Annotated in this window: 24 protein-coding genes; 18 read left to right on the top strand and 6 right to left on the bottom strand. The window is 56.2% G+C overall.

Annotation, left to right across the window (positions count from 1 at the left end):
• The first annotated feature begins 90 nt into the window (after positions 1-90).
• Genes JYG33_RS12770 through JYG33_RS12760 form a run of 3 tightly spaced genes read left to right on the top strand, consistent with a single transcriptional unit; the run spans position 91 to position 2,915 of the window.
• Positions 91-696 (top strand): shikimate kinase, encoded by a 606-nt coding sequence (locus JYG33_RS12770; protein ID WP_042485349.1) that lies wholly within the window; start codon positions 91-93, stop codon positions 694-696.
• On the top strand, positions 697-1,785 hold the full coding sequence (aroB, locus tag JYG33_RS12765) for a 3-dehydroquinate synthase (protein ID WP_207872590.1): 1,089 nt from the start codon (positions 697-699) through the stop codon (positions 1,783-1,785).
• Between the two features lie 5 nt (positions 1,786-1,790).
• Entirely contained in the window at positions 1,791-2,915 is a 1,125-nt protein-coding gene (locus tag JYG33_RS12760; protein ID WP_207872589.1) for a deoxyguanosinetriphosphate triphosphohydrolase, read from the top strand.
• 34 nt (positions 2,916-2,949) lie between these two features.
• Here the strand turns inward: JYG33_RS12760 and uvrA are convergent, their stop codons facing one another.
• The gene (gene uvrA, locus JYG33_RS12755) at positions 2,950-5,868 is read right to left on the bottom strand and encodes an excinuclease ABC subunit UvrA (RefSeq protein ID WP_207875853.1); all 2,919 of its coding nucleotides are present in this window, start codon (positions 5,866-5,868) and stop codon (positions 2,950-2,952) included.
• A 111-nt stretch (positions 5,869-5,979) separates the two neighbouring features.
• Here uvrA and JYG33_RS12750 point away from each other — a divergent pair, with 111 nt between their 5' ends.
• The 6 genes from JYG33_RS12750 (at position 5,980) to JYG33_RS12725 (ending at position 11,149) form a co-directional block, all read left to right on the top strand.
• Positions 5,980-7,191 carry an MFS transporter gene (locus JYG33_RS12750; RefSeq protein ID WP_207872588.1) on the top strand — a complete coding sequence of 404 codons (1,212 nt, stop codon included), beginning with the start codon at positions 5,980-5,982 and terminating at the stop codon, positions 7,189-7,191.
• Positions 7,192-7,452: 261 nt separating this feature from the next.
• The gene (gene ssb, locus JYG33_RS12745; RefSeq protein WP_207872587.1) at positions 7,453-7,977 is read left to right on the top strand and encodes a single-stranded DNA-binding protein; all 525 of its coding nucleotides are present in this window, start codon (positions 7,453-7,455) and stop codon (positions 7,975-7,977) included.
• A 146-nt stretch (positions 7,978-8,123) separates the two neighbouring features.
• Positions 8,124-8,798 carry a GntR family transcriptional regulator gene (locus JYG33_RS12740; RefSeq protein ID WP_207872586.1) on the top strand — a complete coding sequence of 225 codons (675 nt, stop codon included), beginning with the start codon at positions 8,124-8,126 and terminating at the stop codon, positions 8,796-8,798.
• Positions 8,798-9,715 (top strand): fumarylacetoacetate hydrolase family protein, encoded by a 918-nt coding sequence (locus tag JYG33_RS12735; RefSeq protein ID WP_207872585.1) that lies wholly within the window; start codon positions 8,798-8,800, stop codon positions 9,713-9,715. Before JYG33_RS12740 ends, JYG33_RS12735 begins: the two co-directional genes overlap by 1 nt.
• 11 nt (positions 9,716-9,726) lie before the next feature.
• Complete coding sequence (locus JYG33_RS12730; RefSeq protein WP_207872584.1) at positions 9,727-10,701, top strand: tripartite tricarboxylate transporter substrate binding protein; 975 nt, start codon at positions 9,727-9,729, stop codon at positions 10,699-10,701.
• Between the two features lie 61 nt (positions 10,702-10,762).
• Complete coding sequence (locus tag JYG33_RS12725) at positions 10,763-11,149, top strand: RidA family protein (protein WP_207872583.1); 387 nt, start codon at positions 10,763-10,765, stop codon at positions 11,147-11,149.
• A gap of 39 nt (positions 11,150-11,188) precedes the next feature.
• Here the strand turns inward: JYG33_RS12725 and JYG33_RS12720 are convergent, their stop codons facing one another.
• The gene (locus JYG33_RS12720; RefSeq protein ID WP_207875851.1) at positions 11,189-12,424 is read right to left on the bottom strand and encodes an MFS transporter; all 1,236 of its coding nucleotides are present in this window, start codon (positions 12,422-12,424) and stop codon (positions 11,189-11,191) included.
• Positions 12,399-12,941: a Chromate resistance protein ChrB gene (locus JYG33_RS12715; RefSeq protein ID WP_222669157.1), complete on the bottom strand. Its 543-nt coding sequence runs from the start codon at positions 12,939-12,941 to the stop codon at positions 12,399-12,401. Before JYG33_RS12715 ends, JYG33_RS12720 begins: the two co-directional genes overlap by 26 nt.
• Before the next feature lie 545 nt (positions 12,942-13,486).
• Here JYG33_RS12715 and JYG33_RS12710 point away from each other — a divergent pair.
• From JYG33_RS12710 to JYG33_RS12695, 4 genes are all read left to right on the top strand, one after another.
• Positions 13,487-14,035, top strand: a complete 549-nt coding sequence (locus tag JYG33_RS12710; RefSeq protein ID WP_207872582.1) for a ferritin-like domain-containing protein — start codon at positions 13,487-13,489, stop codon at positions 14,033-14,035.
• 184 nt (positions 14,036-14,219) lie between these two features.
• Complete coding sequence (locus JYG33_RS12705) at positions 14,220-15,455, top strand: multidrug effflux MFS transporter (RefSeq protein ID WP_207872581.1); 1,236 nt, start codon at positions 14,220-14,222, stop codon at positions 15,453-15,455.
• A gap of 63 nt (positions 15,456-15,518) precedes the next feature.
• Entirely contained in the window at positions 15,519-16,109 is a 591-nt protein-coding gene (locus JYG33_RS12700; RefSeq protein WP_207872580.1) for a TetR/AcrR family transcriptional regulator, read from the top strand.
• Positions 16,110-16,474: 365 nt separating this feature from the next.
• Positions 16,475-17,575 (top strand): MBL fold metallo-hydrolase, encoded by a 1,101-nt coding sequence (locus tag JYG33_RS12695; protein ID WP_207872579.1) that lies wholly within the window; start codon positions 16,475-16,477, stop codon positions 17,573-17,575.
• On the opposite strand, the gene JYG33_RS12690 is transcribed toward JYG33_RS12695, so the two are convergent.
• Complete coding sequence (locus tag JYG33_RS12690) at positions 17,572-18,321, bottom strand: tyrosine-protein phosphatase (protein ID WP_207872578.1); 750 nt, start codon at positions 18,319-18,321, stop codon at positions 17,572-17,574. The genes JYG33_RS12695 and JYG33_RS12690 overlap by 4 nt on opposite strands.
• Before the next feature lie 476 nt (positions 18,322-18,797).
• On the opposite strand from JYG33_RS12690, the gene JYG33_RS12685 reads away from it, so the two are divergent.
• A complete protein-coding gene (locus JYG33_RS12685; protein WP_207872577.1) occupies positions 18,798-19,991 on the top strand; it encodes an amino acid aminotransferase in 1,194 nt (397 codons plus the stop codon).
• A gap of 337 nt (positions 19,992-20,328) precedes the next feature.
• On the opposite strand, the gene JYG33_RS12680 is transcribed toward JYG33_RS12685, so the two are convergent.
• On the bottom strand, positions 20,329-21,279 hold the full coding sequence (locus tag JYG33_RS12680) for a LysR substrate-binding domain-containing protein (RefSeq protein ID WP_207872576.1): 951 nt from the start codon (positions 21,277-21,279) through the stop codon (positions 20,329-20,331).
• Between the two features lie 154 nt (positions 21,280-21,433).
• Between JYG33_RS12680 and JYG33_RS12675 the strand changes: the two genes are divergently transcribed.
• Positions 21,434-22,477, top strand: coding sequence for an aromatic ring-hydroxylating dioxygenase subunit alpha (locus JYG33_RS12675; protein WP_207872575.1), 1,044 nt, complete (start codon positions 21,434-21,436; stop codon positions 22,475-22,477).
• A gap of 5 nt (positions 22,478-22,482) precedes the next feature.
• Positions 22,483-23,676: an FAD-binding oxidoreductase gene (locus JYG33_RS12670; RefSeq protein WP_207872574.1), complete on the top strand. Its 1,194-nt coding sequence runs from the start codon at positions 22,483-22,485 to the stop codon at positions 23,674-23,676.
• Between the two features lie 75 nt (positions 23,677-23,751).
• Here the strand turns inward: JYG33_RS12670 and gcvA are convergent, their stop codons facing one another.
• Complete coding sequence (gene gcvA / locus JYG33_RS12665; RefSeq protein ID WP_207872573.1) at positions 23,752-24,636, bottom strand: transcriptional regulator GcvA; 885 nt, start codon at positions 24,634-24,636, stop codon at positions 23,752-23,754.
• A 144-nt stretch (positions 24,637-24,780) separates the two neighbouring features.
• Between gcvA and JYG33_RS12660 the strand changes: the two genes are divergently transcribed.
• Together JYG33_RS12660 and JYG33_RS12655 are read left to right on the top strand one after the other, a co-directional pair.
• Positions 24,781-25,404, top strand: coding sequence for a glutathione S-transferase family protein (locus tag JYG33_RS12660; protein WP_207872572.1), 624 nt, complete (start codon positions 24,781-24,783; stop codon positions 25,402-25,404).
• Between the two features lie 10 nt (positions 25,405-25,414).
• On the top strand, positions 25,415-26,446 hold the full coding sequence (locus JYG33_RS12655; RefSeq protein WP_207872571.1) for an LLM class oxidoreductase: 1,032 nt from the start codon (positions 25,415-25,417) through the stop codon (positions 26,444-26,446).
• The last annotated feature ends 13 nt before the right edge of the window (positions 26,447-26,459 follow it).

Here is a 26,459-nt window from a genome sequence, read left to right as displayed (position 1 = left end):
CAGGACTGGGCCTCAAACCAAGTATCAATGTAACAAAATAATACTAAGCGACGGGCGTTGCTTAGGGAAGGCTAATGGGATAATACACAAATGAACCACTCTTTACCCGCCGAGCTGATGCCTGTAGAACATCCTGATCCCTTATCAGACGCCGAGCTGCTCCATTTACAACAAACTGGCCCACGTCCCATTATTCTGGTGGGCATGATGGGTGCCGGTAAAACGACCATTGGTCGTCAATTGGCGAGAGAGCTCAAGCGCGAGTTTATGGACCTGGACCACGAGCTGGAAGCCCGTAGCGGCGTGCGAGTGTCCACTATCTTTGAGTTCGAAGGTGAGCAAGGGTTCCGCAAACGTGAATCTGCGGTGCTCGATATTTGTTCGCGCCAGACCGGTATTGTGCTGGCGACCGGAGGTGGGGCCATTTTGTCCGAGGCCAATCGCCAGATCATCAAAGATCGCGGTATCGTAGTGTACTTGTGCGCCACGGTAGATGAACTGTATCGCCGCGTGGCCCGAGATCGTAACCGACCGCTGTTGCAAACGGCGGACCCACGCGCCCGTATCCAGGAACTGCTGCAAGCGCGCGAACCCCTCTATGAAGAAGTGGCAGACGTCCGCTTTGAGACTGGCTCGGCGCCAGTCCATCATGCGGTGCGCCACTTATTGTCCCTGTTGAAAGAACGAGGTTGCTAAATGTCTGTAGTGCATGTTGACGCCCAGGGTGGCGCTTACCCCATCCATATCGCCGCCGGGCGTCTGGCGCAGCTTGCAGACACGGTGCCAGCCGATACGTCTGCTATTGCCATTGTCACCAACCCCACGGTGGCCGCCTTGTACCTGGCGCCTGTGAAGCAAGCCCTGGCCACAACGGGCAAGCCTATCCATGTCATTGAGTTGCCTGATGGCGAAGCCTATAAGAACTGGGAATCCCTGAACCTGATTTTTGACGCGTTGCTGGGTGATCATCTGGACCGAAAGGCCTTGATTGTGGCTCTAGGCGGTGGCGTTATTGGCGATATGGCGGGTTTTGCGGCTGCCTGCTTCATGCGTGGCGTGCGCTTTGTGCAAGTGCCTACGACCTTGCTGGCGCAGGTGGACTCCTCGGTCGGTGGCAAAACTGCGATCAACCATCCGTTGGGCAAGAATATGGTGGGCGCGTTCTACCAGCCTATCGCGGTGGAAGTGGACACCGATGTACTCAAGACCTTGCCCGCCCGCGAGATTTCTGCCGGTCTGGCAGAAGTCATCAAATACGGCATGATTTATGACCTGGATTTCTTTCACTGGTGTGAAGAGCAGATCGGCCCCATGCGCACCCTGGAGCAAGAGCAGATCGTCTATGCAATTCGCCGCTCCTGCGAGGTCAAGGCCGAAGTCGTTTCTCAAGACGAACGCGAATCCGGCCTGCGCGCCATTCTGAATTTTGGTCACACTTTTGGTCACGCAATCGAGTCCGGTATGGGCTACGGCCAGTGGCTGCACGGCGAGGCCGTGGGTTGCGGCATGATTATGGCTGCCGAGTTGTCCGCCCTGGTTTGCGGCTTGCCTGCGCAGGATGTGGCCCGTATCAAAGCCCTGGTGCAAGCCAGTGGCTGCCCGATCAACCCGCCGCAATGGCCTGCGGACCGTTGGCTGGAGCTGATGCAGGTGGACAAGAAAAACGAGGGCGGCCAACTGCGTTTTGTACTGCTGGATAAATTAGGCCATGCCAAGGTACAGGCTGTTGCGCCGGATGTGGTGCGCCAGGTGCTGGCCCGTTTTACAACGGTGGAACAGGAGTAAAGCCGATGCAGATGCTTGCCGCTTATGCCTGTCACCCTGAACAGTCCCGCGGTCGGCGTTATGCAGAAGCAGCGCCCCAAGGCCGCAACGCCTTTCAGCGGGACCGCGACCGCATTATTCACTGCAATGCCTTTCGTCTGCTGGAATACAAAACACAGGTTTTCATTAACCACGAAGGTGATTTATTCCGAACACGATTGACGCATAGTCTGGAAGTGGCCCAGTTGGCGCGGGCCATTGCCCGCAATCTGGGTTTGCACGAAGATCTGATCGAAGCGATTTCTCTGGCCCATGATCTGGGCCACACCCCGTTTGGACATGCAGGCCAGGACACGCTTAATAGCTGTATGCAGGAATTGCGGCCCGAAGCAGGGGGCTTTGAGCACAATTTGCAAAGTCTGCGCATTGTGGACGAGCTGGAAGAGCGTTACGCCGCCTTCAATGGTTTGAACCTGTGTTTTGAAACCCGCGAGGGGATTTTGAAGCACTGTTCGCTCAGGCACGCTCGCGAGTTGGGCGAGGTCGGTCAACGTTTTATTGAACGCACGCAACCGTCTCTGGAAGCACAAATGGCCAATCTGGCCGATGAAATTGCTTACAACAATCACGATATTGATGATGGCTTGCGCTCCGGCCTGATCCGGCTGGAACAATTGCTGGAACTGCGTTTGTTCCGTGATCACTACGAGCGTGTGCAGGCCCAGTATCCGGGTTTGAAAGGGCAGCGGCTGGTGGCTGAAATCATTCGCGGCATGATCAACACCCTGGTGGTGGATTTAACGGACATGACTCGCGCCAAGCTGGAAGAGCACCGCCCTGATAGTGTCGATGCGATTCGACATCTGCCACGCCTTGCCGGATTCTCGCCAGAGATGCGCGCCCAGGCAGATGAGCTCAAGCGGTTTTTGCACGCCAATCTGTACCGTCACTACAAAGTGGTGCGCATGATGAACAAGGCGCAACACATTGTGCGAGACCTGTTTCAGGCGTTTGTGGATGATCCGCGCTTGTTGGCGGCAGAACATCGGCGTGAAGACCCGATTGCACAGGCTCGTGCTGTAGCTGACTACATCGCTGGCATGACGGACCGCCACGCCATCCGCGAGCACGACGCTATTTTCAAGATGTAGGCCTGATAGCTCGACTTTGCCAGGCGGCTGGCTCTTAGCGCTGCAACAAAGGCTTCAGATAACGTCCTGTATGGCTTTGCTCGCAGGCCGCGACTGTCTCCGGGGTGCCTTGCACCACGATTTGACCGCCACCGTGTCCACCTTCCGGGCCCATGTCCACAATCCAGTCTGCCGTCTTGATGACATCCAGATTGTGCTCAATGACAACCACGCTATTGCCGGACTCCACCAGCTTGTCCAACACTTCCAGCAAGACAGCGATGTCCTGGAAGTGCAGGCCTGTTGTAGGTTCGTCCAGCACGTACAGCGTCTGGCCAGTGCTGCGTTTGGACAGTTCCAGTGACAACTTCACCCGCTGTGCTTCACCGCCCGACAGGGTCGTGGCGCTTTGGCCCAGCCGGATATACGACAGGCCCACATCAATCAAGGTAGTCAGCTTGCGAGCCACGCTAGGCACGGCATCGAAATACTCCATTGCCTGCTCAACCGTCAGCTCCAGCACTTCGCTGATGTTGCGGCCGCGATAGCGTATATCCAGTGTTTCACGGTTATAGCGACGTCCTTGACATACATCGCAAGGGACGTAGACGTCTGGCAGAAAGTGCATTTCTACCTTGACCACGCCATCGCCCTGACACGCTTCGCAACGGCCACCTTTGACGTTAAAAGAGAAGCGCCCTGGGTCGTAACCACGTAGACGCGCCTCGGGCACACTGGCGAACAGCTCACGAATAGCGGTGAACATGCCTGTGTATGTGGCCGGGTTACTGCGCGGGGTGCGACCAATCGGGGTTTGGTCGACCGTGATGATCTTGTCGAAATGCTCCAGGCCTTCCATGCGATCGTAAGGCGCGGGCTCGGCATGGGCACGGTGCAATAGGTGCGAGAAAGCGGTAGCCAGTGTGTCGTTGATCAGCGTGGACTTGCCCGAGCCGGATACGCCGGTAATGCAGACCAGTCGCCCAGCCGGAATCGCCAGGTCCACCGACTTCAGGTTATTGCCGCTGGCACCGTACAGACGCAGCCAGTTCAGGCTGTCATCCACCGGGCGACGTGTGGGGATGGCAATCTGACGCTTGCCGGACAGATACTGGCCCGTTAGAGACTCCGGGTTCGCAGCCAGTTCAGCAGGCGAGCCTTGGGCGGTGATTTGTCCACCATGTTCACCAGCGCCGGGTCCCATATCAATGACATAGTCGGCCGTGCGAATCATGTCTTCGTCGTGCTCGACCACGATCACGCTATTGCCCAGGTCGCGCAGGTGCTGCAAGGTCTGGATCAACTTGTCGTTATCACGCTGGTGCAGGCCAATAGATGGTTCGTCCAGCACGTACATTACGCCGGTCAGACCAGAGCCGATCTGGCTTGCCAAGCGAATACGCTGGGCTTCGCCACCGGAAATAGTGTCGGCACTGCGATCCAGCGACAGGTAGTTCAGTCCCACATTGTTCAAGAACTCCAGCCGTAGCTGGATTTCGTGCACGATGCGATCGGCAATTTCTTTTTTTGCACCCGTCAGTGACAGGTTCTTGAACCATTGCAAGCAGTCCGACAGGGCCAGGGCTTCGACTTCGTAGATAGCCAGTCCCTTGGCTTGTCCTTGGGCTGCCGAGCTTGCGGCTGCTGTGCTGACAGCGGCAGTGCCAGCATGGTGCTTGCACCCTGCATGGCTGGGCACGGGATCGTCCCCGATACGTACGTGGCGTGCTTCCAGGCGCAGGCGTGCCCCATGGCAGGCCGGGCAGGTCTGGGTGCGACGCAGCTTGTTCAGCTCTTCACGTACCGCGCTGGAATCGGTTTCGGCCCAACGACGTTGCAGATTCGGAATCACCCCTTCAAATGGGTGAGTTTTAACCGTGGTGCGACCTTTCTCATTCAAATAGAGAAAGGGGATTTCTTCAGCGCCGGAGCCGTACAGCACGGTGTGACGCAGTTCGGCTGGCAGGGACTCAAACGGGGCCTCAATATCAAAGTGATAGTGGGCCGCCAGACTGGTCAGCAAGGTGTAGGTAAAGGCATTGCGGCGATCCCAGCCCGCAATGGCACCGCCCGCCAGACTCAGTTCGGGAAAGGCCACCACGCGTTCGGGGTCGAATACATCCACTTGCCCCAGGCCGCTACAGTCCGGGCAGGCACCTGCCGGGTTATTGAAGCTGAACAGGCGCGGCTCCAATTCGGGCAGGGAATAATCGCAGACCGGGCAAGCATAGTGGCTGGAATAAGGTTGTTCCAGACCCGTATCCAGATTCACCACCAGACAACGTCCGTTGCTGGTGGCCAGGGCGGTTTCCAGGCTCTCTGCCAAACGTTGCTGGCTATCGGGCCGAATACGCAGCCGGTCTATCACCAGGTCCAGATCGTGGGCCTGCTCGGCATTCAGCGCAGGCAGGTCTTCAATACTGGACATCTCGCCATCTACTCGTACCCGCACAAAGCCTTGGGCCTGCAGCCCGCGCAGCTCTAGCTGCAAGTTACCCACCAGGCCACGATGCATGGGAGCCAGCACCGCAATACGGGATTCAGGCTCCCATTGCAGAATCTGGTCTACCATCTGGCTCACGCTATGAGCCTGCAGGGCCAAGTGATGTTCAGGGCAGTAAGGAGTCCCGACCCGCGCGTACAATAGGCGCAAATAATCGTGGATTTCAGTAGTGGTTCCCACGGTGGAACGCGGGTTATGGCCTGCTGCCTTTTGCTCGATGGCAATGGCAGGCGACAAACCTTCGATCAAGTCCACATCTGGCTTGTCCATCAGTTGCAAAAACTGACGTGCATAAGCGGACAGGCTTTCCACATAGCGCCGCTGGCCTTCGGCATACAAAGTGTCGAAGGCAAGAGACGATTTCCCAGAACCGGACAGCCCCGTCAGCACGACCAACTGGTGGCGTGGCAGGTCTACGGAGACATTTTTCAGGTTGTGGGTGCGGGCACCACGAATGCGGATGGCTTCCATCGCTTTATTTAGGCTTGTCAAAAGGCAACTTGCTACTATAGCGCGTTGCGTCAGGATTTATGTGATCGGGTAGCCGGGCTCTCTGGCAGCCCAGTTGTGACAGAGTATTAAATGAGTACACACCAAACCATGAATACGGCCGAGTCGCGCCCTGTGCGTCTGAGTCTGACTCAGCAGGAGCGCAAGGCCAGCATCTTGCTTGCTTTGCTGTTCGCCTGTCGGATGCTGGGTCTGTTTTTGCTGACTCCGGTCTTTGCGGTTGCAGCCCATTCTTTGCCCGGCGGTAACGATGCCGCCCGCGTTGGCCTGGCATTGGGTGCGTATGGTCTGACTCAGGCTGTCTTGCAGATCCCCTTGGGCATGGCCTCGGATCGCTTTGGGCGCAGGCCGATCATCGTCATTGGCATGGCCTTGTTTGTTATTGGCGGGGTGATCTCGGCCTTGGCCCAGAATATTGATTGGGTAACAGTGGGCCGTTGTATTCAGGGTCTGGGTGCGGTATCTGCCGCTATTTCCGCCTGGGTTGCGGATTCTACCCGTCCCGAAGTGCGGACACGCGCTATGGCGATGGTGGGCGGTTCAATTGGCTTGTCCTTTGCCGTATCGCTGGTGCTCTCGCCCGTCCTGGTGGGACAGTTTGGCTTGTCTGGTTTGTTCTGGGCCATCAGCTTGCTGGGTTTTGTCTGTTTGCTGATTGCAGCCTTTGTGGTGCCCAGCGCGCCCAAAGCGCCCGCATCCATCGTGCAGGTCACCGCAGGACAGGTGCTGCGTCACATGGACTTGTTGCGCCTGAACTTTGGCGTGTTCTGTCTGCACTTCATCCTGATGTCTCTGTTCATTGTGGTGCCAGGTATTCTGGCGACTTTGGGCGGCTACGGTACGCAGGATTTGTGGAAGGTCTATCTGCCCGTCATTCTGGTGTCTTTTGTGCTGATGGTGCCTGCGGTGTTCTGGACTGAAACCCGCAAGCGTCACAAACATGCGCTGGAATTGGCTGTGTTGTTGCTAGTGGTGGTGCTGGCCTTGATGCCTTGGGCGCGAGATTCGCTGGCTCCCATGGTGGCGGCGCTGACCTTGTTCTTCATTGGTTTCAATGTTTTGGAAGCCTTGCAGCCGTCTTTGGTGTCGCGCGTGGCGCCACCGGAATACAAAGGTTTGGCGCTGGGTTTTTACAACACCTCTCAATCGCTAGGCGTGTTTGCCGGTGGTTTGATTGGGGGCGTCCTGGCTGGGCGAGGGCATACCCAATGGGTGTTGTGGACCGGTGCCGCGCTGGCCTTGCTTTGGTTGCTGACGGCGCGCGGCTTCAAAGATAAATATTAAAAGGCATTGCCTGTTACGCTTGCACGAAGACGTAGCAGGCAGCAGCAAGTAAAGTGGCCGGATTGGCCCTAAGAATTAAGAGCTGGGCATAGCAGGCGGCACCGCCAGGGTTGTGAGTCTGATGTGCCGTTCAAAGCGCCGTACGCGGATCGTTTGCATGGACAAAACTGCCCTCCCTGGAGCGGGGAGGGAGTGTTAATTAAGGCACGAATCCACGATAATACGGCTTGATATTGAATTTTTGACTACAGGATTTTTTTCATGGCATCGGTAAATAAAGTCATTCTGGTGGGCAACCTCGGCCGCGACCCAGAAGTACGCTACAGCGCAGAAGGCTCGGCTATCTGCAATATTTCCATTGCCACGACTTCGCAGTGGAAAGATCGTACCTCCGGCGAGCGCCGCGAGGAAACCGAATGGCACCGTGTGGTGTTCTACAACCGTCTGGCTGAAATCGCGGGTGAGTACCTGCGCAAAGGCCGTCCCGTTTACGTAGAAGGTCGTCTGCGCACCCGTAAATGGACGGGTCAGGATGGCCAGGACAAATTCACCACTGAAATCATTGCCGAGCAAATGCAAATGCTGGGTGGTCGTGACGGCGATATGGGCGGCGGCGGTGGCAGCATGGGTGGTGGCGAATACGGCGGTGGTGGTGGCGGTGGTGCTCCTGCACCGCAACGTGCACAGCGTCCTGCTCCCCAGCAGCAACAACAGCAACAGGCCCCACGTAATACAGCTCCTATGTCGGACAATCTGGCCGATATGGATGACGATATTCCGTTCTAAGGCCTAGCTCTTAGCGGGACTGAACATCAAAGCCCTGGCAAGCATCTGCTTGCCAGGGCTTTTTTTTCGTCCGTATAAACACCAATGTGTACCAACTTTCAGTCTTGTATACAATTAATGAAAAATGAATGCAAAATAGGAAAGCAATGACCACGATCAAAACAACAAGTCACAGCGATGGGGTGTATGAGTCGGTGCGTGCTCACGTTCTTGGCCTGGTGAAAAACATTGATGAGCCGGTGCGGGTTCGGGAAGAGGAACTGGCCAAGATGCTCAATGTCAGCCGTACGCCGGTACGCGAAGCGCTGCTGCGTTTGGGGCAGGAAGGCATTTTGACCATGGAACCTCGGCGCGGGGCTTTGCTCTCGCCCTTGACCAAACAGGACTACATCGAATGGCTGAAGTTGCGTATTGAACTGGAAGCCTTTGCGGCCCGTGAGGCCGCCTTGAATGCCTCGCAGCGGGATGTGGATGCCTTGCGCGCTCTGTTTGCGCCCTTCAATCAAGAGAATGTGGAAGAGCGTGTCAGCGAATACGCGGCAGCCAATGTGGAGTTTCACGCCGCCATCATGCGTTTGGCCGCCAATAGCTTGTTGGAGAAGGTTTGGAAGTCGTTTGGGCACCGCGACATGCTCAAGACCAAGACCATCGAACGCCTGAAGCGTGCGCATGAATCCTTGGCCGAGCATCTGGCCATGATCGACGCTATTGAAAAACGGGATGGGGCGCTGGCAGACCGATTGGCACGCGAGCACGTGCAAGGGCTGTTGACCCAAACCCTGAACAGTTCCAACAACATCCAATCGGGAGGGTCGCTGTAATGAGGTTACTGACGTTTGTAGACGCGGGGGAAACGCGTTTGGGCGGGATGCTGGACGATGATCGCGTCGTGGATCTGACACAGGCTTGGGGCAGGGTGGATCACCCCTTGAGCGGTCGGCAGGCCCCTACGGAAGTCATTGATGCCATTTTTATGGGCGATGAGGTATTGATCAGCCTGCAGCTTTTGATGGAGCAGGCCGCCCAGGCCAATGTCGCTATCTATGCGGCCCAGGATCTGTGCATTCTGGCCCCGATCCCCAACCCCTCCAAGAACATTTTCTGTGTAGGCCGCAACTACCGCGCCCATATCGTGGAAGGCAATCTGGCACGTGGTCGTGCCGCCGATGACTTCCCCAAAGCGCTGGAGTTTTTCAGCAAACCGCCTACGACGGTAGTCGGGCATCAGGCCTTGGTCAGCCGTCACGCCGCCCATACCAAGATGCTGGATTACGAAGTGGAGCTGGGCATTGTGATCGGCAAGGAAGGCCGCGACATCAGCCCGGAGGACGCGCTGGATTATGTTTTTGGCTACACGGTGATCAACGATATTACGGCGCGTGATCTGCAAGCGCTGCATGGCCAATGGTTCAAGGGCAAATCCCTGGACGGCACGTGCCCGATTGGGCCTGTCGTGACCCTGAAGACTGCCATTGCAGACCCCAACGCGCTGGATCTTGAATTGGAAGTGAACGGCGAGCTGCGCCAATCCGCCAATACCTCGGACATGTTGTTCGATGTGTCCAACATCATCGCCCAGTTGTCGGCGGGCATGACCCTGGAGCCGGGGGACATTATTGCGACAGGCACACCCTCTGGGGTGGGCTTTGCCCTGCAACCCCCTCGCTCTCTGGAGCCGGGCGATGTCATCAAGGCTCGCATCTCTGCCATTGGCGAGCTGGTCACTACTATTGAGTAAGGTTGACGACTATGCGCTTTAAATTAATCCTGTCAGGCGTGGCTGCATTAAGCGCTTTAACGGCTGTGCCCTCGCTTGTGTCGGCACAGGAATATCCCACCAAACCTATCACCATTATTGTCCCGTTCCCGGCGGGCGGTACCTTGGACAATCTGACCCGCAGTCTGGCGCAGAAAATGTCGGATGACTTCAAGCAGCCCGTCATCATCGATAACAAGCCGGGTGCCGGTACGGTGATTGGTACGGAAATCGTGGCTCGTGCAGCCCCGGATGGCTACACCTTGGGCATGGTGGCCAATAGTTTTGCCATCAACCCCAGCCTGTATGACAACTTGCGCTACGACACGGTGAAAGACTTTACGCCAGTTAGCCGGGTGGCTTACACGCCGCATTTGCTGGTGGCGAATCCCGATGTTCCGGTCAAAACCCTGGCGGATGTGATTGCCGCTGCCAAGTCCAAACCGGGCGAGCTGTCTTTTGCATCCTTTGGTGCTGGTACATCGCCGCATATCGCTATCGAACGCCTGAAGTCAGAAGCCAAGATTGATGTGCTGCATATTCCGTACAAAGGCCAGGCTCCGGCTTTGAACGATTTGCTGGGCGGTCATGTGGACATGATGTTTGCCAATACGCCGGATGTTTTGCCTCATGTGAAATCCGGCAAGCTGCGTGCCATTGCTTTGGCTAATGACACCCGTCTGGAGTCCATCCCGGAGGTGCCCACGTTCAAAGAAGCGGGTGTGGACAATATGAACTCCAACTCCTGGTATGGCGTGATTGTTCCTGCTGGGACCCCCGCAGCGATTGTGGAGCAGCTGAGTGCTGAGTTTGTCCGCATCGTGAATCTGCCCGAAATCCGCGAGCGCCTGTTGGCTCAAGGTTTGGAGCCTGCTGGCACCACATCGGCCGAGTTTGCCCAGTATCTGAAATCTGAAATGGAAATGGCCGCTACCGTCGTCAAGGCATCCGGCGCCAGTGCCCAGTAAACCTGTCACAGAACACAAGAAAAGAGCCAGTCGAGCTCAAGCTACTAACTAGGAGATGAATATGATTAAAGAAATTATCCGTTCCGACAAAGTGACTCCCCCACGTGCACCCTTGTCGCCTGCTGTGCGATCCAATGGCTTCGTGTTTGTCTCTGGCCAACCCGGTTTTTTTGACGACCGCCAGATTGCTGAAAACGACTTCGATGCCCAGATGCATCAGGTCATGGCCAATGTGCAAGCCTTGCTGGAAGAAGCAGGCTCCAGTCTGGACCATATCGTCAAAGCGAATGTGATTCTGAAGAATGCCGGTGACTTTGCTCGTATGAACGAGATCTATCGCACCTACTTCAAGGATGGCGAGTATCCAGCACGCACCACGATTGCGGCGGATATGGGCAATCCCCTGTTCCTGCTGGAAATCGAGTGCATCGCCGCCGTCGCGGAATGATGAAATGAAAAAAGGCCGACATGAAGTCGGCCTTTTTGATTAGAACGCCCCTTGGGAGCTTCGTCTTAAGGTCAGCAATCCCAAGCCGGTCAGTACTGCAAAGATTGCCCCGGCCGCAAAGGTGCCTTGGAAGCCGATGGTGTCCCAGAGTAGACCGGCGATGACGCTGGCCAGCAGCAGGGCGATGCCGGTTAGTAGATGGAACATGCCAAAGGCGGTGCCGCGCAGTTCAGCGGGGGCGCTGTCGGCAATCAGCACATTGAACAGACCCTGTGTGAAGCCCATGTGCAGGCCCCATAGGGCAACGCCCAGGCCCAGGCCGAGCAAGCCGGGTACGAAGGCCAGAGTCAGGTCTGCGGCAATCAGCAAGGCGACGCCAATCAGGAGCAGATCCGTTTTGCGCATGCGATCTGACAAGACACCCGCCGGGTAGGCAGACAGGGAGAAGGCCACACTCATGACGACCAGGACGGCGGGTGCCCACATGGGCGGCAGGCCACTGGATTCGCCGCGCAGAATCAGGAAGGCTTCGCTGAAACGGGCCAGGGTGAAGGCCAGCCCAATCGCGACGACCCACCAGTAACGGGAACCCAGCCGACCCAAATCTTCCCGGTTCAGGGGCAGTTTGCGGGGGCGGGTGGTGGCCGGTATTTTGGGCTCGCGCACAAAGAACACCAGCACGGCGATGGCCGCAAAAGCAGGCAGGACAGCGACCCAGAAAATGAGCTGGTAGTTATTGGCCGTCCACCACATCAGGGCAATAGCCAGCAAGGGGCCGATAAAGGCGCCAATCGTATCCAGCGTTTGCCGCAAACCGTAGGCGGCGCCTCGCAGTTCGGGCGGGGTGACATCAGCAACCAAAGCATCGCGGGGTGCGCCGCGTATGCCTTTGCCTATGCGGTCCACGAAGCGGGCACCGACCAGCCAATCCAGCGAATTTGCCAGCGGAAAAATGGGCTTGGTCAGGGCGGCCAGACCATAGCCAATCACGGCCAGCAGTTTGCGCTTTCCAAAACGGTCGCTGACCGCTCCGGAAAACACTTTCATGATGGAGGCTGTGGCTTCGGCAATGCCTTCAATAAAGCCCACGGCCAGTACCGACGTACCCATGACGGTGACCATGTAGATAGGTAGCAGGGCGTGGATCAGTTCCGATGAAATGTCCATGAACATGGACACAAAACCCAAGGCCCAGACACTGCGGTGGATTTTGGCTCGCGGCGCATCGGAAGCCGGTGTTGACGCAGGCTTAGCGGTTTTCTTCATGAGCGTCATAGACCATTTGGGCATACTCATCCAGTCTTGCCTTGCACTCTTGCAGGCGCGCTTGAGCAACCTGTGCCAGGGGGGCGCCATAAAAATCCAGTTTCTGGATTTTCTCGTACCAGTTTTCCAGTTTTTTCAGATCGGTTTCTTCTTCGTCCAGCTCGGCGTAGGTAAATTTCTGAATCGAAATTTCTTTGGCAATTTCGGCCTCGAAGTCTTTGCAACGGCCCAGCAGTTCCTGGTATTGCTCGTTGCGGTCGTCCGTAAAACGAGTAATGACTTTTTCTTCCTGTGCCTTGTCCAGCGCAATGGTTTCCAGCAACACGCAGTCGCCTTCCATGGTGGTGATGTCGTTCTCCAGCACTTTCAGGCGGCGTATGTGTTCATCTGTTTTGGGCAGTACGCAGACACCGTTTTGCAGATAGACCGCTCCAAGGGCTTTCAGGCGTCGCCACAGGGCCAGCCGTTTTGCACTGGGTTCGGAGGGCACCTTGTAGGTCAGCAGTAACCAGGTTATTGAAGTCATGGTCTTGATTTAAAAGTAACGACCGTTTCATATTAGTCGAACTGATAGGTTCTGAAAAGAAGAATCGATAATTCAGTGCAGGCTCAATTTTCAACTTGCCAAGAGCGTTCAGCGGCTGGATGCATGTATCCAAGTGTTTGGTCTTGTATCCCGGCTTGAACGAGTTCAAGCCGGTTTTTCCTGCCGTAGTGAACGTAGTGTTTCATCGCGTAACCCGCATGGCTCGTGAGTCCCCGCTCGTTGCACGCTCAGTAAATTTGGCCTTTTCTGCACAGAACCCCCGTGTTACTGCCACTAAAACAAGCAGTTTTGAGCTTTTCAAGCCAGGGAGCCGTCGTTACCATGAAAAGACCTATCCACTTTGTTCAGTTTCTTGCACGGCCGGTTTTAAACACATGCAGCGTGCAGACTTCAAGCTCAGGTTTAGGTAAAGCGCTTGTTCTTTGAACAAGCTCTTATTGCTTTTGAAGTCAGTGTGTTCGTTTCCGGCGGTTGCGCGATACAGCGCCGCACTTTCGCGGCGGGAATCAATACGGAGGAATGCAATGAGCAAGCAGAAAGCAGTTCAATCCAGCCACGGTCCCATTGATGTTGCCGCTATCCGGGCAGCCGCCAAAAAGTTTGTGGACGATGGTGCCGTAGCGTCCGGCTACAAGGGCAATCGCGAAGAAATCATTCAGATGTTGAATGAAGCCCTGGCCACCGAGCTGGTCTGTGTGATGCGCTACAAGCGCCATTACTTCACCGCCACCGGCTTGAACAATGAGCCCATCAAAGCCGAGTTTCTGGAGCACGCTCAGCAAGAGGCCGAGCATGCCGACCGCATTGCCGAACGTATTGTGCAACTGAACGGCGAACCGGATTTCAACCCTAAAAACCTGGTCCAGCGCAGTCATGCGGAGTATGACGACAGCGGTGACATCAAGTCCATGATTCGTGCCAATCTGATTGCCGAGCGTATTGCTATTGAGTCCTATCGCCAGATGATTGAACGTATTGGCGATACCGATCCGACAACACGGCAGATGCTGGTTGAAATCATGGCGGTGGAAGAAGAGCATGCCGACGACATGAGCGATTTGCTGGATATCTAGCTTATTTGCACAGACTCTCAAAAAACCCCGGTATTTCCGGGGTTTTTTTTTACCTGAATCTTTAAAAGGAGTATAGTTACGGCTATCCTACCTATCGGTAGGTAGGTAGTTTAATTGGTAACGCTATATACGGGAGTGTGAGCGTGTTTGAGTTTCTGTTTTTCCGCATTGTAGAGAGCGTGACATGAGCGAGCTGTCACGTACCAGAAGCCTGGCCTGGCCTTTGATCTTGTTGCTGGCCTTGTTGACCGCATTGGATGCCATGGCAATTGATATGTATTTGCCGGGCATGCCCGCGATCGCGCAGGAACTGGGTGCTTCTCCTGGCCGGATTCAGCAAACCTTGTCCGTGTTTTTGGCGGGCCTGGCTTTGGGCCAAGGTATTTACGGCCCTTTGCTGGATCGCTTCGGGCGTCGAGTGCCCTTGCTGTTGGGCGTGGTTATTTTTGTGGTGGGCTCGGTTTTTGGCGCTTTGGCCACATCGGTTGAGGCTTTGTTGGCAGCGCGTTTTATTCAGGCTTTGGGTGCTGCAGCAGGCTTGGTTACACCGCGTGCCATTGTGGCGGACTTGTGTGATGTCAAAGAGTCGGCCAGCATCTTTTCTCTGCTGATGCAGGTGATGATGATTGCACCGATTGTGGCTCCCATTTTGGGTGCCTATCTATTGAGCCATGCAGACTGGCGTGCCATTTTCTGGATGCTGGCTGCATTAGGGACGATGGGGCTGTTTTGGGGACTTAAAGCCATACCGGATTCCCTGCCTGTGAGTCAGCGTGTGCCTTTGAATCCAGGCCATATTCTTCGCGCTTATGGTCGCGAGTTGGGCAATAAGGCATTCATGGCGTATACCGGCTCCGGTGGGTTTGCATTGGCGGCCTTATTTGTCTATATCAGTGGCTCGGCCTTTGTGTTTACACAGCATTTTTCCTTGTCGCCTGCCGTGTTCAGTTATGTGTTTGCCGGTAACTCGGTGGCACTGGTGTTGGGCGGGCTCGTCAGCAATTACTTGTTGAAGGCCAGCATGCCCACTTCTCGGGTACTGGCCTTGGGCTTGATTGTTCATACGGCCTCGGCCTTGCTCCTGTATGCGGTGGTGCAAGCAGATGCGGCTGGACTGATCCTGTATGCCGCTTTGATTGCCGTTTCGGTTGGCTCTTTGGGCATGGTGTTTGGTAACGTAACGGCTTTGACCATGAATGTGGCTGGCCCACAGGCAGGTACGGCTGCCGCCTTGATGGGTATGTTCCATTACCTGATTTCGGCAGTGGTGGGCTACATCGTCAGCTTGGCGGTGCCTGGGCCGCAGGTTTTGCCCTTGGCGATTGGCGGCTGCGGTTTGCTGGCTATTTTGCTGTATGTTCTGGCTGGCCGTTGCCGCACGGTGACACGACCAGTCAGTGAGCTGGGGGTTGTAAAATAGTAGTTTCTGCGGGCCGCGAAAGCGGCCCCGATCATTGGCCTTTGACTGAGAGCTTGTTGGACTGTGAGCAAAACCACTACTGAAAAACTGCAGGATGCGGCGTTGGCGCGCTTTGCCGTTCAGGGCTTTGATGCCACCACCATGAACGAGATTGCCGCTGATGTAGGCATTAAAAAGCCCTCGGTCTATGCCCATTTTCGCAACAAGGACGAGCTGTTTCTGAGCCTGATCCCAAAAATTGTTGAAGATGAACTGAATCATGCCCGTCAGGTTCTGCAGGGAGGGGAAGGGATCAAGCAGCAGTTGCGGGCGTATCTGGAAGGGATGCAGGAGCGTTTTGAGCAATCGCATCAAGTACGTTTCTGGATTCGCATCTTATTTGCGCCGCCTGTGCATTTGTACGATGTGGTGATGGAACCCATGCATGTGTTCATGGCGGATCTGGAGCGCATCACTCATCAAGCAGTGGCGCAGTCTGCCCTGGCTAAGCCTGAAACGGGTTTAAGCGTGGAGACCTTGGCCAAGACTTACATGGCCTTGATCGACAGTCTGCAAAGCGAGCTTTTGTTTGGTGGTGTGCACAGGTACCGGCGCAGGTTGGAATCCGTTTGGCTGGTTTTTGATAAAGCCGTGTTTGGATCCGCCCAGCTCTAGTTTCAAACAGCTTGTCAGAGCGCCTTGTAAGGCGCTCTTTTTTGTCTGCATCGGCGCTTGAGACTCTTCTGGTTTTGACAGGTGAAACGCAGGCGGGAAGCACTGCCATCGAACTGCCATAAATCTGTAACAGGGCTGAAAGAACACTTGTTTAACCTGAGCCTGTCGTAGTCTTTTTAAGGCAGGGCACTTCGGTGACTCTGGTTCTTTAAGTTGATGCCTTTTTCTGTCCGGCAGCCTGTGCTGCGGCCCATTGCGCTTATTGATGCTTTGTTCTTGTGCCCGGTGTCCAGCCGTGCCGCAAAGCAGGATGCTGGGTGTGGCTTGGTACTACCTTTGCCTGAATGCCTTGTAGGGGACGGAGCATGAACCAGACCCTGGTGACGGTGTTAAGCGGTTATGGAGGCAAAGCGCCTGCCGCCATTTTGGTGCAGGCATGTGGCTTGCGGTTACTGCTGGATGCGGGCGGGCCTTTGTACCCTGGGCAGGTGTGCGACTGGTATGAAGGGCTGGAGGTGGATGCCATTCTGGTGACGCACGACCATCAGGATCATATCGGCTCCTTGTCCAAGCTGCCGGAACACATTCCTATTTATGCCACGGCCTCTACCGCCCGCAGCTTGCCTGCCGGGCGCATCTGGCGCGAACTCCCTACACGGGGTACGACCTATATTGGCGATATTGCCGTGCGTACCGGCTTGTCCGGACACGCTTTAGGGGGTGTCTGGCTGCATCTGGATGTGGGCGGTGGACTGTTTTATAGCGGGGACTTTTCCTGCGAGTCCTTGCTGTTTCCCTTTGATTTGCCACCTCCAGCGTATCTGGCTTTGCTGGATGCGTCGTATGGCCTGTACGACCAGTCCCATCATGTGGCCTGGAGCATTCTGGAATCCTTGCTGGAGTCCCAAGCTGCTTTATTGCCGGTGCCTCCTTCGGGCCGAGCCGTAGAGATTGCGTTTTGGCGTCAGCAGCAAGGGTTTGAGGATTGGAGCATGGACGCCTCCTGCTACGAGAATCTGACCCGCATGATCAGCCAAAGCAGCGATTTGCTCTTGCCCGGTGTGCAGCAGGCGTTGCGTGAGTTGATGCCCCGAGCGGCAGTCTTTGATCCGCAGGCGCATTTGCTTCTGGCAGGCGAGCCAGATGGTTGTCAGGGCAAGGCAGGGGAGTTGATTCGGGAGCATCAGGCACGGGTTTCAGACCTGAATGCAGAGCCCGGCGAGCGTCTCTTGATTCATACCGGTTATGTCGCCCCGCACGCGCCGCGTGGCACCCATACTTTGTGCTGGAATGTACACCCGCGTCTGACGGATTTGCGCTGGTTGGTGGACATCGTGCAGCCGCGCTATTGCATGCCTTTGTTCACGCAAATGCATGATCTGCCGACCTGGCGCAATGTGATGGGGCCTGCCCTGAGCCTGGAAGGTCACTGGGAGCTGCCAGCGACCTCCGTGGGCGTGGTTTAGGCGGTGTAGCGTTCCAGCAAGGCCTCGCGTCGGGTGGGGCTGAGCTTCAAGACGTTCTGGAAGAAATTCTCCAGATTGCCGTGCGTCTCATCAATGGTCTTGAAGGCGGTTTCCAGAAACTCGGGCTGAACACCCCAGAGAATATTCAGCACTTCGTCACTGATGCCCCGGTTGTCGGGCAGATCAGGGCGGCGGAAGAATTGATTGGTGAGCAGATAGTCATGCATGACATCGTCAGGGTGCACCCCGGTAGCGCGGTGCAGCAAGGCCACGGCAAAACCGGTGCGATCCTTGCCTGCGGTGCAGTGCATGACTACGGGTGTATCCGCTTCCAGCAATTGATCAAAGACGCGCGCAAAGGTGGCGGCATGCCCGGTCACGAACTCGGTATAGGTCTTGTTCATGGTGCCATGCGCCGCTTCTACATCTATCTGACCTTGGGCCAGCATATCCATAAAATCCGGAAGGACGGTAGGCTCGACGGTCAGCGCGTGGCTGGTCAAAAAGCTGTACTGGTAAGGCGAACGCTGGCGCTCGTGTGCGCCCCGAAAATCCAGCGACCGGGCAATGCCCAGTTCCTGCAAGGTGTCCAGGTCCTGGCTGCTCAAGTCCGCCAGGTGATCCGAGCGGTAGACACGGCCTTTACGAAAGGAGCCGGAGTCTGTGGCATAGCCGCCTATATCGCGGAAGTTGCTGGCCCCTTCTAAAGGGCAGGATACGGGGATAGGCAGCGGCGATACGGACACGGCAGACTCCTGTTGAAACGGTGAAAGTCTCATGTTAACGGTCTTGGGCGGGATCTGCATATGACAATGCGGTGGCATGTGGGCAATACGTCTCGGACAAAACGAGGGTGAATGCAGGTACAGCCTCCTGTATCGTGAAAAAGCCATGTATATTCTTTGCTGGCATGGCCCAGGCAGACAGGTTGGCACACGGCGCTCAGGTCTTTGCATCCCAGCCTTCACAGGGTGTAAACAGACTTGCAGGTGGACGCTGACTTCTGATTGCTTGCACCGAACTAGACAAGAACAGGTGCTGCGCCTAGCCAGGGGGGGACAAGTCTGATGACGCATTCACGCCGCGCTTGCGTGCCCATGTGCTGCAAAAAGATCCCCGATATATTGGCTAAAGTAGGCCCAGGGTATAAGGTCAATGGTTGTTTGAATAGACCGTCGACCAGACCGGGCGGCCCACAACCGTAATTTTTCAAGGAACAAGCATGTTTGAGCATTTGCAGGCCTATGGTGGCGATCCGATTTTTCGTTTGAACGAGGCCTTTCACGCCGATCCGCGTGATCGCAAGGTCAACCTGACCATTGGTTTGTATTACGACGAGCAAGGCCGCCTGCCTTTGCTGGATGTGGCTCGCCGGGCTGAAGAACAATGGGCCTCCAAGGGCCAGCCACGTGGTTACCTGCCTATCGAAGGTCTGGCTTCTTACCGTAGCGCTGTGCAAAAACTGGTTTTTGGTGCGGACAGCAAAGTGCTGCAAGAAGGCCGTGTGGCCACTATCCAGACGCTGGGCGGCTCGGGTGCCTTGAAAGTGGGTGGCGACTTCCTGCACGATGCGTACCCCAACAGCGAAATGTGGATCAGCGACCCCGCCTGGGATAACCACCACTCCATTTTCCGTGGATCGGGCATTCCTACCCACACATACCGTTACTACGATCCGGCCACTCGCGGTCTGGATTTCACCGGCCTGATGGAAGACATTTCCGTCCTGCCAGAGCACAGCATTGTGCTGCTGCACCCCTGCTGTCATAACCCCACCGGGGCCGATCTGAGCGACGAGCAGTGGTTGCAACTGATTCCAGTGCTGCAAGAGCGCAAGCTGATTCCTTTCCTGGACATGGCTTACCAGGGTTTTGGCCGCAGCCTGGATGACGACGCCTTTGCTGTGCGTGCCATGGTGGATGCGGGCCTGACATTCTTGCTGGCCAACTCCTTCTCCAAGAACTTCTCCTACTACTCGGAGCGCTGCGGTGGCTTGTCGGTGGTGTGCAAGAGCGCAGATGAAGCCGACCGCGTGTTGGGTCAGTTGAAAGCAGTGGTGCGCCGCATTTACTCCAACCCGCCTTCGCACGGTGGTCAGGCCATTGCTACCATTCTGTCCGATGAGTCCTTGCTGGCCGAGTGGACCGCAGACGTGGAAGCCATGCGTCAACGTATCGCTGCCATGCGCAAGCGCGTGCACGATCGTCTGAAAGAACTGGCTCCCCAGTACGACAGCAGCTACTTCGTCAAACAGCAAGGCATGTTCTGCTACACCGGCCTGACGAAGGAGCAGATCCAGAAATTGCGTGACGATTTTGGTGTGTACGTTCTGGAGTCTGGCCGCATCAGCGTGCCTGGCCTGAACCAGTCCAACGTGGATTACTTCGCGGAGTCCTTGGCTGCTGTGGTGGCCTAAGACACTGAAGTCTTTCCAGCAGGATTAAAGAGCGTGTTTATGGCCCCTTCGGGGGCGGTAAACACGCTTTTTTGTTGATGCTGGAATGTATCCTCAGCTGCGTTGATCGGGTGCTAGCAAGCGCTGATACGTACTTCTCTGATCCAGGCGCTCGACTAGTCTTGCTCTCCTGGCTGGGTGCTTGGGCCTGAACTAAAAAGCGGAACGGTGTAGAGCTAAACCATCGAATAGCGGCGTGCTTACACGCCCAACGCACTCAATGGTTTAGTGCTTGGCCATGACCAGGCAAGCAGGTCTATCGGCAAGCTGGTCGTCTTTCGTCGTACGGCAGCATTGCTCAGGCCAATGCTTTCAGCAACAGTTCCTGATTAATCCGCTCCTGCTGCCGTGCCCGATTCAACAAGTAGCGATGAAAGTCCTGACTATGAGGCGACTCAAACGCGCCCGCCCGCCGTGTCAGCACATAGGGCCAGGGTAGTGGCAGGGAATGGGAGAAGGGCAGAACCAACTGCCCGCTGCGCACTTCCTTTTCTATCATCGAGCATTGCGCCAATACGAATCCCTGGCCTGCTATGGCCGACTCCAGCGCCATATGCGAGAGGGAAAACACGCGGAAGCGATCCAGCGGTGTGTCACCGATCTCTATATCCAGAGACTCAAACCAGTCCCGCCAGGACGGCGGCGAGGTAAAGCGCGGTTGCCAGTCCGACGACAGCAAGGGGTAGGCCAGCAGATCACGGGGATGCCGCAAGGCAGCATGTCCCTGCAATAGTGCCGGGCTGCAAGCGGGCACGACCCTGTCCGTATACAGCTCGGTAAAACTGCGGGGGCGGGCGGCGGCCTGGCCGTAGGTAATCCGAAAGTCGATTTGCTCCGCTTCCAGATCCGGCTCGGCATGACTGCCTTTCAGGTGCAAGGTCAGCTCGGGGTCGTATTGCTCTTGCCACTGAAACGCCAGCGGGGCCATCCAGGTTTTAAGCATGGAGGGCAGGGCGCTGATCGATAACAGGCTGGTGTTGCGCGAGCGCTCCATTTCCTGCTGCCCTTCACGCAATAGCTCAAAGGCTTGCGTGCAAATCTCGTGAAAGCGCACCCCTGCCGCTGTCAGCCGCAGACGCTTGCCCTCTTTGTAGGTCAGACGACACCCCAGCGTCTCTTCCAGCAGGCGTAATTGCTGGCTGATGGCGCCAGGCGTAATTTTCAGACGACGTGCAGCTTCTTGCAGGCTTTGGCTGTGGCCCAGCGTTTCAAAGACCTGCAGGGCGCGTAGCGGAGGCAAGGTATCCATGATGGGCAGACCCCGTCTAAAGAAGTGGTTTAACTTTAGAAATTCTAAACGATATGGATAGTAGGCTGAGTTTGATTGAGACTATCATGGCAGGAAATTGCGCATGAATGGCCCTGTTGCCATCGTGCACCATATATAGCGTTGGGGGTAAATCATGTTTGTACGCAATGCCTGGTATGTAGGCGCATTGGCTACGCAGCTCGGTCGCAGCTTGCAGCCTGTGCGTATGCTTAGCGAAAACCTGGTGATGTATCGCCGTGAAGACGGCCAGCCTGTCGCCCTGGAAGATTCCTGTCCGCACCGTCGTCTGCCTTTGTCCAAAGGACGCTTGATTGGCGACCAGGTGGAATGCGGTTACCACGGTCTGACCTTTGATTGCAGCGGCTCCTGTACCAAAGCGCCAGGTGTGGCGCAGATCCCCAAAAGTGCCGTTGTGCGTAGCTATCCCTGTACGGAGCGTTATGGCCTGGTCTGGGTGTGGATGGGCGATCCCGAACTGGCCGACACCGCCAAGCTGATTGACATCCCCGAGTGGAATAATCCTGACTGGGGCGTGAACCGTGGTGATGCCATGGAACTGGATTGCAGCTACTTGTATGTGACCGACAATCTGCTGGACCCCTCGCACGTGTCCTGGGTGCACCAAAGCTCCTTTGGTAGCCCTGACATTATTGGCCTGCCTTTGACCGTGAAGGTAGAAGATAACGGCGTGACTGTCTCGCGCTGGTCCAAAAATGTGGAAGTCGCGCCGTTTTACAAGCAGTTCGTGCAATTTGAAGGTAATTGCGACCGTAAACAGCAATACGAAGTGCGTTTTCCTTCGCTGGCGGTGATCAAGGCCATCTTCTTGCCCGCCGGTGCAGCGACAGAGGAGCCCAGCGAGTACCACAAGGATGTTTTCCTGATGGACTCGTATAACTTCCTCACGCCTATCGATGAAGAGCACACCCGCTACTTCTGGTTCCAGTTGCGTAATTTCAGCCCGGATGACGAGGCTGTTTCCAAGATTTTCAACGAAGACGTGCGTCATGCCTTCCTGGAAGATAAGGTGGTCCTGGAAGAAGTGCATAAGGCACTGAAAGAACGTCCTGCTGCCTTGGACCTGCCGCTGGATTCCGGCCCCTTGCGCTTCCGTCGCAAGATCAGCCAAATGATCCAGGCCGAGCAGGCTGTTGCCAGCGAGACTGCAACGGCTTGAGCGTAATGAGCACGACTGCATCACCTGTGGGCACAGACAGCACGGCCAGCCGCCGTTTCCGGGACTATCGTGTACTGGAAAAACAGCGCGAAAGCGAGGTGATTACTTCGTTTGTGCTGGAGCCGGTGGACGGTGATATCCCGCCGTATCAGCCGGGCCAGTATCTGGTGTTTCGCCTGTCGATTGATGGGCAAACGGTGCTGCGCAACTACAGTGTGTCGGGTGATCCAGACAGCACGAATCGGCTGCGCATCTCCGTCAAACACGAGAAAGCCCCGGTGGGGTTAAGCGTGGCGGATGGGGTGGCTTCTTCCTACCTGCATGAACAGGTGCAGCCTGGCGATCTGCTCAGCGCTGCCGGGCCTATGGGCGAGTTTGTGCTGGATGAAAGCAGCCAGCGGCCTGTGGTGCTGCTCAGTGGTGGCGTGGGTCAGACCCCGTTGCTGGCCATGCTGCATCGCTTGCTTAAACGCAGTCAGCGTAAGGTGTATGTGATCCATGCCTGTGACAACAGCGCAGTGCATGCTTTTGCCGATGAGCTGCGCGAATTGGCCGCTTTGCGTTCGGGGGTGCAGATTTACTTCTGCTATCGCAATCCCAATGAGCACGACCTGCAAGCTGGTTTGCATCACGTCTCAGGACTGATTACGCGGGAGCAATTGCAAAGCTGGCTCCCGTTGGATGATTACGAGTTTTACCTGTGTGGACCCAGTGCGTTCATGCAGAGCAATTACGGTGTATTGCGTAGTTTGGGTGTGGTGCGCGAGCGTATTCACTACGAGTTTTTTGGCCCGGCAACGGTGCTGGAAAACACCTTGGCGGATGAGGGCGTGTCCAGCACGACTCAGGCCGATGCACAGCCCGCTGCTGTCACTAGTACTGCGGCGGCTACACCAGAGCAGGCTACGTCTGCAGAAGCAGCAGCGGTTGCAGGTAATGCTGCCCAGACGGTGACCTTTCTGCCCGATGGCCGTCAGGCTCAATGGCATGAGGACTGCCCGTCCTTGCTGGACCTGGCTGAAGAAACCGGCTTGAGCCCGGACTTCAACTGCCGTGCGGGCCTGTGCAATACCTGTATGTGCACGCTGGTGTCGGGCGAGGTCGACTATTTTGAAGAGCCTCTGGACCCGGTGCCAGAAGGCAAAGTCTTGTTGTGCTGTTCCCGTCCCCGTGGTCCGGTGGCGGTGGAGCTGGCTTGAACGATTTACTTGCTTGTTGAGGTTTGCCCCGTCCTTTGGGACGGGGCTTTTTTTATGGTTTTTTGCCTGACCTTGCTAGAGCTGCGCTTGTTCGCTGATCCAATCAGCGAAGGCACGAACCTCTGTTCTTTGCCGTGTATCCGGCAAGCTCACCAGATAGTACGCAAAGCGGGCAGGCCAGGGCTTGTCCAGCACTTGTACCAGGCGTCCTGCCGCGATTTCATCCTGTGCATATTCCTGCGGTATCAAAGCCAGCCCCAGGCCAGCAATTGCGCCACGAATCAGCAAATAGTCGTCCTCGAATGCCGTACCTCGATCAGCGCGTGCGTCGTCCGCCACTTCATGAGCAGACAACCAGAGCGACCAATCCGCCCGATCTGCATCTTGCAGTAGCGGCCATTCCAGACAATCCGCTGGCTCCTGAATAGCGGGCTTGCCCGCCAACAGACCGGGGCTGGCAACGGGCAGCAAGACAGGTGCCATTAAGGGCTCGGCCTGCAAACCCGGATACACCCCCAAGCCGTGACGAATGGCGATATCTACCTTGTCGCGGCGCAGGTCCACCAGTGTCGGGGATGCTTCCACGCGGATTTCAATATCGGGGTGCCGGTCCTTGAAGTCGGCCAGTCTAGGAATCAGCCAGGAAGCGGCAAAGGAGGGCACGGTGCTAATCGTCAGCGCTTTGCGCTGCTTGGTGGCATCCAGGGTATGCAGGGCATTTTCGATCTGATCGAAGGCGCTTAGCAGCTCTGGATAGACCTGTGCACCGGCTTCGCTCAGGCTCATTTTGTGATGACTGCGTATAAACAGCGTCACCCCCAAACGATCTTCCAATTGCCGAATCTGCTGGCTGACAGCGCCGGAGGTGACGCCCAGTGCCTGGGCGGCAAGCTTGATGCTGCCGTGTCGCCCGACCTCGGTAAACGCACGCAGGGCCAGCAAAGGGAAGATAGGGTTCATGATTTAGTTTTTCTAAATCTATAAGACAGATTTAATCGTTTTTCTTCGCCAAGTAGAGGCAGGAAAATAGGTTTATGACTAGTTTTGAAGTTTAGCTTATCTATATCCAAAAGAAGAGTGAATTTCAAGTTTGGGAGCCACACCATGATTGACCTGTACACCGACAGTTCGCCTAACGGCTTCAAGGCGACCATCGCCCTGGAGGAGATGGCGCTGCCGTATCGTCTGCACCATGTTCGTATCGAAGCCAAGGAGCATAAACAGCCGGAGTTTCTGGCCCTGAATCCGCATGGCCGTATCCCTGTGATCAAGGATGATGAAGCGGGTATTGTCCTGTTTGAGTCCGCTGCTATCTTGCTGTATCTGGCAGAAAAAACAGGTCAATTGCTCTCAAAAGAGCCTGCGCAGCGCTGGGAAACCATCAAGTGGCTGCAATTTCATTCGTCCAGCGTGGGGCCGATTTTAGGTCAGCGTGTGCATTTCGAGCTGTTTGCCCAAGACAAGATTCCGCCTGCAATTGAGCATTATCGCGGCCTGGTGGATGACGTGTTTACCGTGCTGGATACGCACTTGGCGACGCGACCTTATCTGGCGGGGCAGGATTTTTCCATTGCCGATATTGCTCACTTTGGCTGGACACATATTGCGCGAATCATCGACTTTGATTTCAGCCAATACCGACACATGAGCGATTGGCATGAGCGTGTGGCGCAACGTCCCGCCGTTCGTAAAGGCATCACCTTGCCCGAACCGGCTACTGGCGCTTAAGGAGCACACCATGACGATTCCAACATCCCCCATTCAAGGTGCGTCCTTCCCCGCTTTTGCCGATCACCCAGGCTATCGCCGCATGTTTGCGCCCAACCGTCTGACGGTGGGTATCTTTTTACCGCTGCGCTTTTATCAGGGCGATATGAGCGTGCTGGCCGGGCAGTCCGAGCTGGTAGAGGCCATAGACCGCCATGACTTTGCAGCGGTCTGGGTACGTGATGTGCCTTTGTACGACCCCAGCTTTGGCGATGCGGGGCAGGTTTTCGACCCCTTTAGCTATCTGGCTTTTCTGGCGGCTCGAACCAAGCGTGTGGCTCTGGCAACGGGCAGCACAATTTTCTCTTTGCGCCATCCCATTGATCTGGCGAAATCGGCCTTCACCATTGATCAGTTGTCAGGCGGTCGCCTGGTGTTGGGCATTGCGTCCGGTGACAGACCGGTAGAGTTTCCCGCCTATGGGGTGGAGCGAGCCCAAAGGGGGGAGCGCTTTGCCCAGGCCGTCAGCTATTTCCGTCAGTTAATGCAGTCTGGTCAATTGAATATCGATTCTCCGCTAGGCCGTTTTGATACGGCAGAGCTACTGCCCAAGCCGGTGCATGGCTCTATTCCCTTGATTGTCACCAGCTCTTCGGGGCAATCGCCCCAATGGATTGCGGAACAGGCTGATGGCTGGCTGACCTACCCGGAGGCCACCCATACGCCGCTGGGCCCACAACGACTGGCCGCGAAAATCCAGGCTTGGCGCTCTCGGATTCCGGATGGTGGTTTTCGCCCGCATATGACTAACGAGTGGCTGGATTTGGTGGAGGACCCCGATTATCCGCGCACACCGTTGCGCGGAGGTTTTACACTGCGTACCGGGCGCAAGGGCCTGATTACTTTGCTGGAACAATGGCAGGCAGCGGGAGTGAATCACGCGGCGCTAGGTATCCAGTTTGCGGAGCGGCCTGCGGCGGAAATTATCCAGGAGCTGGCTGAATATGTGCTGCCGCATTTTGCCTCACATCAGGAGCCGCCCGCCCTTGCAACAGCGTGGTAGTGACAGGAGAACA

Source organism: Alcaligenes sp. SORT26, assembly GCF_017377875.1.
GTDB classification, from domain to species: domain Bacteria; phylum Pseudomonadota; class Gammaproteobacteria; order Burkholderiales; family Burkholderiaceae_B; genus Alcaligenes; species Alcaligenes parafaecalis.
The sequence above is the reverse complement of the archived record's forward strand: the minus strand, read 5'-3'. Positions and strand labels throughout refer to the sequence as shown.

What these genes read in the sequence shown, in the direction of transcription:
- JYG33_RS12770 (WP_042485349.1), top strand. Translation starts at nt 91, where the DNA reads ATGAACCACTCTTTACCCGCCGAGCTGATGCCTGTAGAACATCCTGAT.
- aroB (WP_207872590.1), top strand. Translation starts at nt 697, where the DNA reads ATGTCTGTAGTGCATGTTGACGCCCAGGGTGGCGCTTACCCCATCCAT.
- JYG33_RS12760 (WP_207872589.1), top strand. Translation starts at nt 1,791, where the DNA reads ATGCAGATGCTTGCCGCTTATGCCTGTCACCCTGAACAGTCCCGCGGT.
- uvrA (WP_207875853.1), bottom strand. Translation starts at nt 5,868, where the DNA reads ATGGAAGCCATCCGCATTCGTGGTGCCCGCACCCACAACCTGAAAAAT.
- JYG33_RS12750 (WP_207872588.1), top strand. Translation starts at nt 5,980, where the DNA reads ATGAGTACACACCAAACCATGAATACGGCCGAGTCGCGCCCTGTGCGT.
- ssb (WP_207872587.1), top strand. Translation starts at nt 7,453, where the DNA reads ATGGCATCGGTAAATAAAGTCATTCTGGTGGGCAACCTCGGCCGCGAC.
- JYG33_RS12740 (WP_207872586.1), top strand. Translation starts at nt 8,124, where the DNA reads ATGACCACGATCAAAACAACAAGTCACAGCGATGGGGTGTATGAGTCG.
- JYG33_RS12735 (WP_207872585.1), top strand. Translation starts at nt 8,798, where the DNA reads ATGAGGTTACTGACGTTTGTAGACGCGGGGGAAACGCGTTTGGGCGGG.
- JYG33_RS12730 (WP_207872584.1), top strand. Translation starts at nt 9,727, where the DNA reads ATGCGCTTTAAATTAATCCTGTCAGGCGTGGCTGCATTAAGCGCTTTA.
- JYG33_RS12725 (WP_207872583.1), top strand. Translation starts at nt 10,763, where the DNA reads ATGATTAAAGAAATTATCCGTTCCGACAAAGTGACTCCCCCACGTGCA.
- JYG33_RS12720 (WP_207875851.1), bottom strand. Translation starts at nt 12,424, where the DNA reads ATGACGCTCATGAAGAAAACCGCTAAGCCTGCGTCAACACCGGCTTCC.
- JYG33_RS12715 (WP_222669157.1), bottom strand. Translation starts at nt 12,941, where the DNA reads ATGACTTCAATAACCTGGTTACTGCTGACCTACAAGGTGCCCTCCGAA.
- JYG33_RS12710 (WP_207872582.1), top strand. Translation starts at nt 13,487, where the DNA reads ATGAGCAAGCAGAAAGCAGTTCAATCCAGCCACGGTCCCATTGATGTT.
- JYG33_RS12705 (WP_207872581.1), top strand. Translation starts at nt 14,220, where the DNA reads ATGAGCGAGCTGTCACGTACCAGAAGCCTGGCCTGGCCTTTGATCTTG.
- JYG33_RS12695 (WP_207872579.1), top strand. Translation starts at nt 16,475, where the DNA reads ATGAACCAGACCCTGGTGACGGTGTTAAGCGGTTATGGAGGCAAAGCG.
- JYG33_RS12685 (WP_207872577.1), top strand. Translation starts at nt 18,798, where the DNA reads ATGTTTGAGCATTTGCAGGCCTATGGTGGCGATCCGATTTTTCGTTTG.
- JYG33_RS12680 (WP_207872576.1), bottom strand. Translation starts at nt 21,279, where the DNA reads ATGGATACCTTGCCTCCGCTACGCGCCCTGCAGGTCTTTGAAACGCTG.
- JYG33_RS12675 (WP_207872575.1), top strand. Translation starts at nt 21,434, where the DNA reads ATGTTTGTACGCAATGCCTGGTATGTAGGCGCATTGGCTACGCAGCTC.
- JYG33_RS12670 (WP_207872574.1), top strand. Translation starts at nt 22,483, where the DNA reads ATGAGCACGACTGCATCACCTGTGGGCACAGACAGCACGGCCAGCCGC.
- gcvA (WP_207872573.1), bottom strand. Translation starts at nt 24,636, where the DNA reads ATGAACCCTATCTTCCCTTTGCTGGCCCTGCGTGCGTTTACCGAGGTC.
- JYG33_RS12660 (WP_207872572.1), top strand. Translation starts at nt 24,781, where the DNA reads ATGATTGACCTGTACACCGACAGTTCGCCTAACGGCTTCAAGGCGACC.
- JYG33_RS12655 (WP_207872571.1), top strand. Translation starts at nt 25,415, where the DNA reads ATGACGATTCCAACATCCCCCATTCAAGGTGCGTCCTTCCCCGCTTTT.